We start from the raw sequence: 13805 nt of genomic DNA, 5'->3' as shown, positions 1-13805 counted from the left end.
TTGATAAATAAATGTATGCATGAAAAAACATATTCATCCTGAAAGCATGCCGGACTATCTGGAACCCGGCGAATTACGCGAGCTGCAGCTCGCGCGGCTGCGGTCTGTCATGAAACGCTGCTACGACCATATTGCACTTTTCCGGCGGCGCATGGACGAACGCGGTTTGATGCCGGACGATGTGCAATCGCTCGCTGATTTAGAAAAACTTCCGTTCACAGATAAAAATGATCTGCGCGATACCTATCCTTACGGTTTGTTCGCGGTGCCGATGAACGAGGTGGTGCGTTTGCATGCGTCGAGCGGGACCACCGGCAAGCCGATTGTGGTTGGTTACACACAGGATGATCTTGATGTCTGGAGCAGCGTGATGCTGCGGTCATTCGCCGCCGCCGGCATGGGCGCAGACGATATTCTGCAAAATGCGTACGGTTACGGTCTATTTACCGGCGGACTCGGCGCGCACTACGGTGCCGAAAAACTCGGCGCAACCGTAATCCCGATTTCCGGTGGAAATACCGAACGTCAGCTGATGGTAATGAGAGATTTCGGCGTAACCGCGGTGTGCTGTACGCCGAGTTATTTCATTTACCTGATTGAGCGCGTGAAAGCGGACGGGATGTCGTTTGCCGACCTGAAGCTTAAGACCGGCGTATTCGGCGCGGAACCGTGGACGGAAGCGATGCGTGATTATATTCAGCGTGAATCCGGCATCCGGGCGTATGATATTTACGGGCTGTCGGAAATCATCGGACCCGGCGTCGGCATTGAATGTGCGGCGCAGCACGGGCTGCATATTTTTGAAGATCACTTCCTGCCGGAAATTATTGATCCGGAAACCGGCGCGGTACTGCCGGACGGTGAATTTGGCGAACTGGTCATTACGACGTTGACGAAACAGGCTTTTCCGATGATCCGTTATCGCACGCACGACATTACCGCGATACTGCCGGAGCACTGTTCATGCGGACGCACCATCCGGCGCATTCACCGCATTCGTACGCGCACTGATGATATGATGATTATTCGCGGCGTGAATGTCTTCCCGGCACAGATTGAAGCGGCCCTGCTCTCGGTGGATGAAACCGTTCCGCATTATCAGATTCTGCTCACACGTAAAGACGGGCTTGACCAGATTGAAGTGCAGGTTGAGGTGACAAAAGAGATGTTCAGCGACCGCATCAGCGCACTGGAATCGCTGCGTAAAAAACTGATGCGCGCGATTGAACACACCGTTGGTTTGCGCGTGCCGGTGCAGCTGGTCGAACCGCAAACCATTGCGCGCAGCGAAGGCAAAGCAAAGCGGGTAATTGATAAACGCAGTGAAGGAGACATCATATGAAAATCCGGCAGATCTCTGTATTTCTTGAAAACCGGCCCGGCCATTTGAGCCATGTGTGCCGCATTCTGGCAGATGCCGGAATTAATATCGTTACGCTCACCGTCGCCGACACCAGTGAGTTCGGCATTTTACGTCTGATTGTCCGCGAGTGGGAACAGGCGAAACATGTACTTGAGGCCGCCGGCTTTGCGGTGAATTTAACGGACGTGGCAGCGATTGAAGTGGCGGATCAGCCCGGTGGACTCGGTGCAATTCTGGAAATCGCCGATGCCGGCGGGCTGAGTGTTGAGTATATGTATGCGTTTGCCTGCGGCGCAAAAAACAAAGCGCTGCTGGTCATTCGTTTTGATGATGCTGAGCGTGCCGCCGGCGTCATGGAAGACGCCGGAATCGGAATTTTACCGGCGAAAGAATTTTACAGGAGCGCATAATTCGACCGCGGATAACGCGGATGGAAAGGTGGGGCTGGCAGTCCCTTGCCAGCCGGCGGATGAATTGAAATTTTATAAGTTGAATAATTATTTGTGTAAATTCGCGTTTGTTCGCAATTTAAATAAATATTGAAAAGGATGAAGCATGATCGCGAATAAATGGATATCAAATCTGCCGGTATATGAACCGGGCAAACCGATTGAAGAAGTCGCGCGCGAACTGGGTTTTGAGAATATCGACGAAATCATTAAAGTTGCGTCGAACGAAAATGAACTCGGTCCGTCGCCAAAAGCACTGCAAGCCATGGCGGCGCACGCAAAAAACATGCACCGCTATCCGGACGGCGACTGCTTCGCCCTGAAGGCAAAAACGGCGGCGAAGCTCGGCGTGGATAAAAAAAATCTGGTGTTCGGTAACGGCAGTAATGAACTGATTGAATTTCTAGGGCATACGTTTTTAAATCCGGCAAGCAACATGGTGATCAGCGACGGTTCATTTGCGGTATACCGCCTCGTTGCGGCACTGTTTAATTCGACAGCGATTGTTACGCCGATGAAAAATTTCGGACACGATCTCGACGCAATGCTGGCGGCAATTACGCCGGAAACGCGCATGGTCATTGTCTGCAACCCGAACAATCCGACCGGTACAGCGGTGACGCCGGAACAGCTGGATGCATTCATTGAAAAAATTCCGCCGGACGTGCTGGCGGTATTTGACGAAGCCTATCTGGAATTGATGCCGGACGGCACTGCGCCGGATTTGCTGAAATATATTCATGCCGGAAAAGAGAATGTGGTGCTGCTGCGCACCTTTTCAAAAGCATACGGCCTCGCCGGTTTGCGTATTGGTTATGCCATCGCGCACGAAAAAACCGCGGCATTGTTTAACCGTGTGCGTCAGCCGTTTAATGTCAATCTGATGGCGGCGGAAGCGGCGCTGGCGGCGCTGGAGGACGAAGATCATTTAGCCAATACACGCCGGACAAATGCTGCCGGACTGAAGCTGTTCTATGAAACACTGCCGAAAATTGCCGGCGGGCTGGAGTTCGTATCGTCATTCGCTAATTTTATTCTGATTAAAACCGGCGACGGCCGGAGCGTTTTCCAGGCACTGCAAAAGCGCAAAGTCATCGTCCGCCCGATGGACGGTTACGGTCTGCCGGACTGGATTCGAATTACAACCGGCACGCCGGAGCAGAATGTAAAAGTTCTACATGAGCTAAAAGATATTCTGGATCAGAATCATTAATATATTCCTTTCGTTGCGTAAAACGTGTATAAGCACACGTTTATTTTGCGACTAAAAGAGGACCGTTATGCATACCCGTTTGATCCCGCAGATGTTCACCTGCTTTCGCGGCGGCTATTCGCTGAAAACTTTTTCCAGCGATCTGATCGCCGGCATGATTACCGGCATCGTTGCGCTGCCGCTTTCAATTGCATTCGCGATTGCGTCCGGCGTAAATCCTGAACAGGGACTTTACACCGCCATCATCGCCGGATTTCTGATTTCATTTTTCAGCGGCAGCCGCGTACAGATCGGCGGACCAACCGGTGCGTTTATCGTCATTGTTTACGGTATCGTGCAGCAATACGGAGTGCAGGGACTTGCCGTCGCTACTCTGATGGCAGGAGTCATGCTCGTGCTGATGGGCATCTGCCGGCTCGGCAGCATTATTAAGTATCTGCCTTATCCGCTCATCATCGGCTTCACCACCGGCATCGCCGTGATTATTGCAACCACGCAGATCCCTGATTTCCTCGGCATGCAACTCACTGAATTCCCCGGCGAATACATCGGTAAACTTGCCGCCATCGGAACGAATCTGAATTTAATCAGTCCTTACTCCGCCGGCATCGGAATCATCTCGATTGGCATTATGATTCTCTGGCCGCGCGTCGGTACCAAAAAAATTCCCGGCTCACTCATCGCACTCATTGCCGCCACATTGATTGTGATGATATTTCAGCTGCCGGTGGAAACCATCGGCAGCCGCTTCGGCAGCGTACCAAGCCATCTGCCGTCATTCACACTGCCGGCGATGGATTTCCAAATCATGCGCGGACTCTTTGCGCCGGCGTTAACGATCGCTCTGCTGGCTGCGATTGAATCATTATTATCCGCCGTTGTGGCCGACGGAATGACCGGGAAGAAACACCGTTCCAATATGGAACTCGTTGCGCAGGGAATCGCGAACATCGCCTCGCCGCTCTTCGGCGGAATTCCGGCAACCGGCGCCATCGCGCGCACCGCTACGAATATTAAAAACGGCGGCGCCACACCCGTTGCCGGAATTATTCACGCGATTACCCTCACCCTCATTCTGCTCTTTTTTGGACGTTATGCCGCGCTCGTTCCGATGCCGGCGCTCGCCGCCGTTCTGCTCATCGTGGCATACAATATGAGCGAATGGCGTTTTTTTATTAAACTGTTCAAAAGCCCGCGCAGTGACGTACTCGTACTGCTTACCGTATTCCTGCTCACTGTATTTGCCGACCTCTCGGTTGCAATTCAGGTCGGCGTAGTGCTTGCCGCTTTTTTATTCATGCGCCGCATGGAGATTGTCACACAGGCCGGATTTTTAGACCCGGCGAATGACGATGATACCGGCGATCCAAATGCATTGCAAAATTTCACTGTGCCGGACGGCGTTGAAGTATTCGAAATCAACGGTCCGTTTTTCTTCGGCGCCGCCAGCAAATTTCAGGACGGTTTAAGTACAATTGCATCACCGAAAATTTTAATCCTGCGCATGCGCAATGTGCCGGCCATTGATGCCACCGGTTTGCGTGCGCTCGAAGAGGTTGTTGATTCAACCCGCAAACACGGAACCATCGTTTTAATTTCCGGTATTCACAAGCAGCCGGCGGCAGCCATGAAAAAAGCCGGACTTGTCGATAAGATCGGCCATGACCGGATTCATAAAAACATTGGCCGAACGCTCGAACATGCGAATGCCCTGCTAAAGTAAAAATAAAAACCGGGCATTAAATTTTCTGAATCTCGCGTATTCCTGAGGACTGCCGCCTTTACAGAGAAAAAATCCGGCATTGCTAATATTCCGCTTTACGAATTCCCGTTTAAGCGTAAATTATGCCGCTCTTTTCCCGAAAAATTTTTATGAGAAACGACAAAATTCGCAATATTGCTATTATCGCTCACGTTGACCACGGCAAAACCACGCTGGTCGATCAAATTATTAAACAGGCGCACATTCTGCGCGAAACGGAATTCCAGAACTGTCTGCTCGACAGCAACGATCTGGAACGCGAACGCGGCATCACGATTCTTTCAAAAAATATCAGCGTAAATTATCGCGGTGTAAAAATTAATGTGATCGACACACCCGGCCACAGCGACTTCGGCGGACAGGTTGAACGCGTATTGAATCTGGCAGACGGCGTGCTGTTACTCGTCGATTCCGCCGAAGGCCCCATGCCTCAAACACGCTTTGTGCTGGATAAAGCACTTGAGCTGAATTTGAAACCGGTGGTCGTGATCAATAAAGTGGATAAACCGGATGCGCGCTGCGAGAAAGTGCATAACATGGTGTTCGATCTGTTTGTGGAACTTGACGCCACCGATGATCAGCTCGACTTCCCGCTACTGTACGCCAGCGGTCGCGACGGCTGGGCCGTAAACAATCTGAATGATCCGCGCGAATCCATTCAACCGCTGATGGATGCGATAATAGACCACATTCCCGGCCCGCCGGTTAGAGGCGGTCCGGTGCAAATGCAGGCGACCACACTCGATTATTCCGATTATGTCGGCCGGATCGGTATCGGCCGCGTTTACCGCGGGACACTCGATCTTAAAACGCCGGTGTGTATTGTTAAGCGCAACGGCGCGGTGCGTCCGGTACAGCTCAAAGAGCTTCATTCGTTCGAAGGACTTGAACGCGTAAAAATGGACAGCATCCCGTGCGGCGATCTTTGCGCTATCAGCGGAATCGCCGATATGGATATCGGTGATACGATCGCCGACGCTGAAACGCCGGAAGCACTGCCGATGATCGCGCTCGATGAACCGACGCTTTCAATGACGTTCCGCATTAATGATTCCCCCTTCTTCGGCCAGGACGGAAAATATGTCACCAGTCGGCATATTCGCGAACGCCTGCTTAAAGAATGTGAACGCGATGTAGCGCTGCGTGTAGAAGAACAGGGCGGCGATTCGTTTGTTGTCAGCGGGCGCGGTGTGCTGCACCTTTCCATTCTGATTGAAACGATGCGCCGCGAAGGCTTTGAACTTACAGTGGCTCAGCCTCGTGTAATTTTTCACACGCACCACGGCAAAAAAGAAGAGCCGATTGAAATCCTCACGGTCGATGTGCCGGACGAATGCGCCGGTAAAGCGATCGAACTGATCGGCGCGCGGCGCGGCGAAATGCTGCGTATGGATCAGCACGGCATCCGTAAAAATATGTCTTTTCATATTCCGACGCGCGGACTCATCGGACTGCGCAGTAAACTTATGACTGCCACGGCCGGGGAAGCCATCGTCTCGCACCGCTTTGTGCATTACGGGCTGTACACCGGCGACATCAGTCAGCGCAGCAACGGCGTGATGATCAGCATCAGCAACGGCAGCGCTGTTCCGTTTGCCATCGACGGTCTGCAGCAGCGCGGCATTTTCTTCATCGATCCCGGCGAAGAATGTTACGAAGGAATGATTGTCGGCGAACACTGTCTCGACAAAGATCTGCCGGTGAACGTACAGAAAACCAAACAGCTTACCAACATGCGCGCCGCCGGTTCAGACCGGAATATGAAAATCGCGCCTGCGCAAAAACTGAGTCTCGAAGAAGCACTCGAATATATCGCCGGCGATGAACTCGTTGAAGTTACGCCGAATCACATCCGCCTGCGCAAACGCTATCTGACCGATAACGAACGCAAACGCATGAAGCGTTATAACGCAGAGGAATAAAGGGAAAACAGCGAAGATGCCTCATCTGCGTGAAATGCGGTGAAGACAGTGGTCAAGATTGGCAGTTCAATCTCATTCCATTTTGCATCGCCCGCCGGTTTATGCATAATGTTGCAGGTATGAAAACAGCGGTTTTAATTTTTCTTAGCGCAGCCGGCATGCTGTATGCGCAAACGAACAACAGCGATGCCATGCAAACGGCAGTGATTGATGCGTATGCGGCGCGCGTGAACGATACGGTGATCACCTACGGTGAAATCCGCGCAAGCGTTGCGCCGTATGTTCAACAGCTGCAACGGCAGCTCAGCGGCAGAGAACTTACCGAGCGGGTTGCGGCCGCGTATGTTGAAGGGCGTGAAGCTCTGATTGAAGAAGCGCTCATTAAAGCCGAAGCCAAAGCACAGGCACTTTCTCTGCCGCCGCAGGCCGTGGATGAAGAGATGGACCGGCTGATCCGCGAGCGGTTTGACGGCGACCGCGCCCTGCTCACCCGCGCGCTGGTATCGCGCCGTATGACGATGGATGAATGGAAAGCGGAAATTGGCGATCAAATGCTTATCCGGATCTATTACGCGCAGGAAGTCACGCGCCGTGCCAGCATTTCGCAACAGGCAGTGCGTACAGAATATGAGAAAAACAGAGAGTCCTATTTTACACCGCTGCGCGTGCGGTACAGTTTTATTCTGATCAACAAAGGCCGTACCGATGCCGACCGTTCTGTAAAAAAAGAGCAGATCGAGGCTACTCTGGAAAAACTGAAATCCGGCACCGATTTTGATACGGTGGCAAAAGAAGTCTCCGCCGGTGATACGTCTGTTTCAGCGTGGAAAACGTTAAGCAGCATCCCGGAGGAATTTCATGCTGCACTGCAAACCATGCCGGCCAACGGCATCAGCGACATGATTGAAACATCCGGTGAATATTATATTCTCCACCTCGTTGAACGCGATGCCGGCGGATATATACCGTTCGAAGATGCACGCAAATCTATTGAAGACAGATTGCTGCAGTCCGAGCGCAACCGGCTCCATCAGGAACTTATCAAACGTCTCTCCACCAGACATTTTGTTGAACGGTATTGATTTATTTTAATTGCCACAAAAAATGAACCGCCCCGTCAGCGCCTTTTTCCCTTTCATCTGTTTTGTGTTTTTCGTGGCCGATAAATCCGTTTATAGCTGCGTCATCTGGGGTTAAATCGAAGTTAATGAAATGAGTGCTACATTAAAAATTGCTATTACATGCGGCGATGTAAACGGCATCGGTCCGGAAGTTGCGCTGAAAGCGCTGGCAGCCTGCGGACCAAAGTCCGGCGCCGATTTTATTCCGATCGGTCCGCAACAGGTGTTTAACTTTCCGAATACGGTAGAAATTCCATTGGCGGGGAAAGTCACGCCGGGAAAAATTACGGCGGCGGCGGCGCGCACTGCTGTCGCAGCTGTCGAGCGCGCAGTACAAGGCTGCCTTACGGGAGAATTCGATGCAGTAGTTACGGCGCCGATTTGCAAGCAGGGATTAACACTCGCCGGAATTGCCTATCCGGGACACACCGAATTGATCGCCGATCTCTGCAAAACAAAACGCTACGGCATGATGCTTGCCGGAAAAGAGCTGCGCGTCATGCTCGCTACACGGCATTTGCCGCTGCGCGATGTTGCCGGCGCACTGAGCAAAGAAAACGTCCTCGACGCAATTGAACTCACCGGCGAAACGCTTGCCTGGTTCGGATTAAACGGCGGGCATATCGGCGTATGCGGCTTAAATCCGCACGCCGGCGACGGCGGGACGCTTGGCGATGAAGAGGAAAAAATCATTGCACCGGCCATTGCTGCCGCCCGCGCCGCCGGTTTTAATGCCAGCGGACCGGTACCGGCAGACGTAATTTTTTTCCAGGCGCTGCACAATCAATATGACGCGATCGTGGCAATGTATCACGATCAGGGACTCGGCCCGCTGAAAATGCATGCGTTCGATTGCGGCATCAATCTCACCGCCGGACTTCCGATTGTACGCACATCACCGGATCACGGAACCGCATTCGACATTGCCGGAACAAACAGTGCGAGTCCGGCCAGTATGATCGCCGCAATTGAAATTGCCATTCATCTTGCCGGAGAACCAAACCCGTGGAAAACATGATACCCGGTAAGCTCACCAGCCCGTCTGTGATCCGTGCGCATCTCGACCGGCTTGGTCACCGTCCGAACAAAGGACTCGGGCAGAATTATCTGATCGATGCCAATATTCTCAACATCATTGTCGATGCCGCACAAATTTCGGCGGACGACCGGCTGCTCGAAATCGGCCCCGGACTCGGTGCATTGACGCAGGCGCTCTTAAAGACCGGCGCCCCGCTCACCGCGATTGAAAAAGATCCGGCAATGATTGCACATCTGCAACACTATTTCCCGCCGTTAAATCTGATTGAACGCGACGTGCTCGATGTTGATTTGAATAAAATATTTTCTGGCGGCGTAAATAAAATTGTGGCGAACCTTCCCTATTCTGTCGGCAGCCGGTTTATCGTTAACGCAGTGGAATCTGCACCGCTGCCGGAACGCATGGTATTGATGGTGCAGAAAGAAGTCGCCGACCGGTTGACCGCACAGCCCGGGAAAGATCCATACGGATCGCTCGCCATCTGGACACAGCTGAAGTACATCGTGAAAAATATTAAAAGCGTCAGCCCGACCTGTTTTATGCCGGCGCCGAACGTGTGGTCTTCCATTGTGCAATTTGAAAAACGCGCCTCACCGCTCGCCGAAATTAATAACTACGCGCGCTTCAAACAAATCATCAAACTCTGCTTTACGCAGCGTCGAAAACAAATCGGTTCAACCCTGCACAAAAACGCGCCGGAATATTTCGAAAAACTTTCCGCTGCCGGAATCAATCCCGAACTCCGCCCCGCATCCATTTCCATCGAGCAGTGGGCGGCACTTTTAAACTAATCCTGCCAAAAAGCAGTTGATCAATGCGTATTGAAACTTGCTTTAAACTGATGCATCAATTAGCGTGATTTCCATTCGGGCCCGTAGCTCAGCTGGTCAGAGCAGGAGACTCATAATCTCTTGGTCGCAGGTTCAAGTCCTGCCGGGCCCACCATTGTAACGTCGATTTCGATCAATAATAACAGGATCTCGTGAAGTTTCGCGCTCTCAGCCCTCGTTTTGAAAACCCCTGATATTTGGTGCTAAAACAGGGCAGCTTTCAAAACAACTGCCAAACATTTTTCAGGTGTGAAATGATACAGGATGATTCCGTTGCAATTTTTTTAAGCATCGAACCCTCTTAACCGGAATATTGCGCGCAGTCCGGTAATCAATGCGATGGCATTTAACGCGGCAGAAAAAGCTGCGATATTATTTATGTGATCGTGCCAGAGATACACTGCGAGCAGGTATGAACCGCAGCAGAACAGTACCGGCAGTGCGGCAAAAAACCGGCGCTGAGCCAGTAGAAACTGAATGATTGTGTTTACTAGCGCAGAGAAAGACATAGCGATGGCCATGAGGCGCGTGAGTAAAATGATAGACGGCGAGGCCGTGCGAATTCCAAAGAGAATGCGCAGCAGCAGGCGCGGGAACAGCAAGCAGCCGATAAGTGCGGCTGAAACAAGCAGCGCAGTATATCCGAATGACTGCAAAAATATTTTCCGGTGTTCGGCGGTGGCGTGTTTATCGGACACAACTTTTGGAAACATGGCTACTGCAATCACCGCCGGAATGAATGCTACGGTGCGTCCGAGCGTTGCGGCATAAGCAAATTCGGTTTCTGCCGGTAGAAAATGTTTAACGAGCACTACGTCGGCATTCATTAAAACGGCGAATGCGGTTTGAATGAAGAAACTTTGCAGCAGATAAAAGCGCATGCCCGGTAATGCGGAGTTCGTTGCCGGCGCACGCCGGAGAACAAGCAGCAGTGCAGCCATGAGCACGCCGGCGGAAATATAAAGTCCAGCGCCGTGACCGACCATTGCCCAGCCGCACGCCGGAACCCAGAAGATCACCAGCCCGGCACCAAACAGAAAACGGAATACTGCGCCGGAAATTGACGCGGCGGATGCCCAGCCGAACAGCTGAAGTCCTTGTGCCGCACCTGTGAGCACCGGCAGCCAGAACAGCGCCGGCAGTGTAATTCCGGCAATGACAACCGGCGCCGCACGTTCGAGGTGCATCCAGCCGGAAATGGTTTCATTAAACAGAATAATTCCGGCGCCGGACAGCAGCGCCGGAATTCCGGTGAGCACCAGCCATTTGCGTGTCAACCGTTTTATGTCGCCGGCGCGGTTTTCCTGTGCAAGCAGGCTGCTGTAATGACCGAGTCCGGTGATGAGTGTTGCCAGCGGATAACTGATGATGGCAAGTATCCCGAGAAATGCGGCGAGCAGTGCATATTCCGCATCCGGCAGTGCCCGGCTCACCGCCATTTGAAACGTGAGGTTGCACAGATTTACAATCATCATTCCTGAAAAAAGGAGCGACGAATGCTTCAGCAGGTCATTCTGCAAAAAACATGCAATTGTAGCCCGGAGTTTTGCCATATTTTAAATTCTGGAGATCGTGCTCGTGATTGAAAATTTTACCAGGTCGCTGTGTTTTTAAACAGCTGGTTAATCAAATCAGGATCGCAAACTCCGCCGCTGAGGGTTCCTCTTTTTTCCTATTCATGCAATGCTTCCCAAAATTAAAATGACGGCGCTGAATGCGCCGATGATCCAGGTTTGAACGTCGCGCACTGAAAATTCAAGCGGATCGTCCGGTATTTCTCCGCGACCGGCAAGCAACCACAGCCGTGCAACCCAGTAGAAAAAAACCGGACACAGCAGCCAGAGTATCGCCGGACTGGGATAAAACTGTACGACTTTGGCGCTGTTGATGTAGAGCGCGAGCACTAAAACCGCCACAGTTCCACTGCCGGCGCCGAAGGCGGCCAGCAGCGGCAGATCGGCGGCACGATAACCGCGCCCGCGGTTTTTTACTTTTTCAGGATTTGATTCGCGCAGTTCAGCATAGCGTTTAATCAGCGCGAGACTGAAAAAGAGGAACATTGAAAACGCAATCAGCCACGGCGATGTTTCAACCCCGTATGCCGCCGTTCCGGCAATGATGCGCAGGACATATAAAAATGCGAGCAGCAGTACATCAAGCAGTGCGATCTGTTTCAGGCGCCACGAATAACACGCATTGAGAATGAGATAAAGAATCAGGACCCTGGAAAATTCTGCCGGTAAAAATCCGGCAACGGCAAACGAAGCAATCAGCATGATAAAAAATGAAATCACTGCGCCATTGGCGGAGATATTCCCGGCGGCGAACGGGCGGAATTTTTTGCGCGGGTGGTGCTGATCGCTGTTCAGATCAAACAGATCGTTACAAACATAAATTGCGGATGCCATACAACTGAATGCAAAAAATGCCAGCACGGCGTTTATGTAAAGCGCCGGTTCGGTTAAGCGGTGGGCCAGAATCATTGGCACAAAAACCAGAATATTTTTTATCCACTGCCGGACGCGCAGAGCTTTGATCCAGCATTTAAACGCCGGCGGACGGTCTTCAAACATGCGCGCCGGCTTATTTTTCAGGAACCGGCGCGCACTGGAATCGGGATTCACCGCGATAATTTCGCGCGCAGAATTCCATACTGGAATATCGGCGCCGGAATTTCCGGCATAATCAAAATTTTTCTCACCGAAGCGCGCTGCAAGTGCCGTGCGTTTGCAGCCGGCTTTTAAATTTGTTTTGCCGTCACTTGCCATCACATCCGAGAAAATTCCGAGCTGCGCCGCGACTGCGCGCGCCGGAACCATATCCGATGCTGTCGTTAAAATCAGCTCACGGCCGGTCGCGCGTTCGTTTTGTAAAAATGTCAGCAGTCCCGTATGGTACGGCAGCGCGGCGGGGTCGATTTCAACCTCCTGCGCAACACGCTGTTTAAATGCTGCCGGCCCGCCGGACATCCACCGGTGAAAAGAAAACAGCGCCGCCGGCCGGTTGCGGATCAGCAAAATCAGCGCCTGTACAAACGTGTCGGTTTTCACCAGCGTTCCATCAAGATCAACGCACAGCGGGACGGATGTGTTCGGCTCAGTCATCATGCACGCAGTATTCATAAGTAACGCCGGTGCGGCAATCTGAATTTCAAATTTCGAATTTCAAATTCACAGTATATCTGTTCAAATTCCAAAGATGAATCTGCTCGAAAATATCCGGATCGTGCTCGTCGCACCGAAATACGGCGGCAACATCGGTTCGATTTGCCGCGTGATGATGAATATGGGCATGACCGATCTCGCCGTGGTTGCACCGGAAAAATCGCTCGACCGGGAAGATGCGCGCCGCCTCGCTTTTCGCGCGGAAACGCTGCTCGACGAAATTAAAATTTTTGCCACGCTGCAGGACGCCGTAGCCGACTGTACCGTTGTTGCCGGCACCAGCGCGCGTACCGGATTATACCGCGATCACGCCTATCTGCCGCGCGATATCGCGCCGGTGGTGCTCGATTCCGCCGCGCACCATAAAGCCGCGCTCGTGTTCGGACGTGAAGACAAAGGGTTGTTTAACGATGAAATTGCGGTGTGCACACATATTATTAACATTCCATCGAGCGGGCTGTACCGTTCGCTGAATCTTTCGCACGCTGTGATGATCTGCTGCTACGAAATTTTTCTGCTCGCCGGCGACACATCGTATTCGCCGCCGGCAGAACGTTCGCCGGAAGCTGACGGCGCGATGCGCAACCGGCTTTATGCCGCGTGGGAAGCCGCCATGCTTGAAACCGGATTCTGCGAACCGGAAAAACTCGATCACATGATGCTCGGATTGCGCCGGATTTTCAGTCGCGGAAAACTTACCGATAACGACATTCGCATCCTGCTTGGACTTGCCCGTCAGTCACGCTGGGTCGCCGCTGAACTGGAAAAATGCAAAATTGAAAAATCTCGCAGAGAATCATAATAATTTCATTTTAGCCGGGTCCGGCGTGAGCACGGTTATCGTATTGCCTCATATAAAAAAGACACCGAAGGGGTGCTGATTTTTGATCGTTGACGGGCATGGGGTAGTTCTTTCGTTATGGTTTGTCAAGCGGCGGTTTT

General features: G+C 52.1%; 11 protein-coding genes and 1 tRNA gene. 10 read left to right on the top strand and 2 right to left on the bottom strand.

Annotated elements, in window-relative coordinates:
• The first annotated feature begins 19 nt into the window (after positions 1–19).
• From WC959_04330 to WC959_04290, 9 genes are all read left to right on the top strand, one after another.
• On the top strand, positions 20–1342 hold the full coding sequence (locus WC959_04330) for a phenylacetate--CoA ligase (protein MFA5688359.1): 1323 nt from the start codon (positions 20–22) through the stop codon (positions 1340–1342).
• Entirely contained in the window at positions 1339–1773 is a 435-nt protein-coding gene (locus WC959_04325) for an ACT domain-containing protein (GenBank protein ID MFA5688358.1), read from the top strand. The genes WC959_04330 and WC959_04325 overlap by 4 nt, the downstream gene beginning before the upstream one ends.
• A gap of 145 nt (positions 1774–1918) precedes the next feature.
• Positions 1919–3025 carry a histidinol-phosphate transaminase gene (gene hisC / locus WC959_04320; GenBank protein MFA5688357.1) on the top strand — a complete coding sequence of 369 codons (1107 nt, stop codon included), beginning with the start codon at positions 1919–1921 and terminating at the stop codon, positions 3023–3025.
• A 67-nt stretch (positions 3026–3092) separates the two neighbouring features.
• Complete coding sequence (gene sulP / locus WC959_04315) at positions 3093–4748, top strand: sulfate permease (protein MFA5688356.1); 1656 nt, start codon at positions 3093–3095, stop codon at positions 4746–4748.
• A gap of 149 nt (positions 4749–4897) precedes the next feature.
• The gene (gene typA, locus WC959_04310) at positions 4898–6709 is read left to right on the top strand and encodes a translational GTPase TypA (protein ID MFA5688355.1); all 1812 of its coding nucleotides are present in this window, start codon (positions 4898–4900) and stop codon (positions 6707–6709) included.
• A gap of 119 nt (positions 6710–6828) precedes the next feature.
• Positions 6829–7791 (top strand): peptidyl-prolyl cis-trans isomerase, encoded by a 963-nt coding sequence (locus tag WC959_04305; protein ID MFA5688354.1) that lies wholly within the window; start codon positions 6829–6831, stop codon positions 7789–7791.
• 130 nt (positions 7792–7921) lie between these two features.
• The gene (gene pdxA / locus WC959_04300) at positions 7922–8848 is read left to right on the top strand and encodes a 4-hydroxythreonine-4-phosphate dehydrogenase PdxA (protein MFA5688353.1); all 927 of its coding nucleotides are present in this window, start codon (positions 7922–7924) and stop codon (positions 8846–8848) included.
• Positions 8845–9660: a 16S rRNA (adenine(1518)-N(6)/adenine(1519)-N(6))-dimethyltransferase RsmA gene (rsmA, locus tag WC959_04295; protein MFA5688352.1), complete on the top strand. Its 816-nt coding sequence runs from the start codon at positions 8845–8847 to the stop codon at positions 9658–9660. The genes pdxA and rsmA overlap by 4 nt, the downstream gene beginning before the upstream one ends.
• A gap of 77 nt (positions 9661–9737) precedes the next feature.
• Positions 9738–9814, top strand: a tRNA-Ile gene (locus WC959_04290).
• 169 nt (positions 9815–9983) lie between these two features.
• On the opposite strand, the gene WC959_04285 is transcribed toward WC959_04290, so the two are convergent.
• Together WC959_04285 and WC959_04280 are read right to left on the bottom strand one after the other, a co-directional pair.
• Positions 9984–11252, bottom strand: coding sequence for a hypothetical protein (locus WC959_04285; protein ID MFA5688351.1), 1269 nt, complete (start codon positions 11250–11252; stop codon positions 9984–9986).
• A gap of 123 nt (positions 11253–11375) precedes the next feature.
• Entirely contained in the window at positions 11376–12821 is a 1446-nt protein-coding gene (locus WC959_04280; protein MFA5688350.1) for a UbiA family prenyltransferase, read from the bottom strand.
• Positions 12822–12897: 76 nt separating this feature from the next.
• Here WC959_04280 and WC959_04275 point away from each other — a divergent pair, with 76 nt between their 5' ends.
• Entirely contained in the window at positions 12898–13665 is a 768-nt protein-coding gene (locus WC959_04275; protein ID MFA5688349.1) for an RNA methyltransferase, read from the top strand.
• Positions 13666–13805 lie beyond the last annotated feature (140 nt).

The organism is Kiritimatiellales bacterium, assembly GCA_041656295.1.
Classification (GTDB): Bacteria; Verrucomicrobiota; Kiritimatiellia; order Kiritimatiellales; family Tichowtungiaceae; genus Tichowtungia.
Note: the sequence above shows the minus strand (reverse complement) of the source record. Positions and strands in the feature narration are given on the sequence as shown.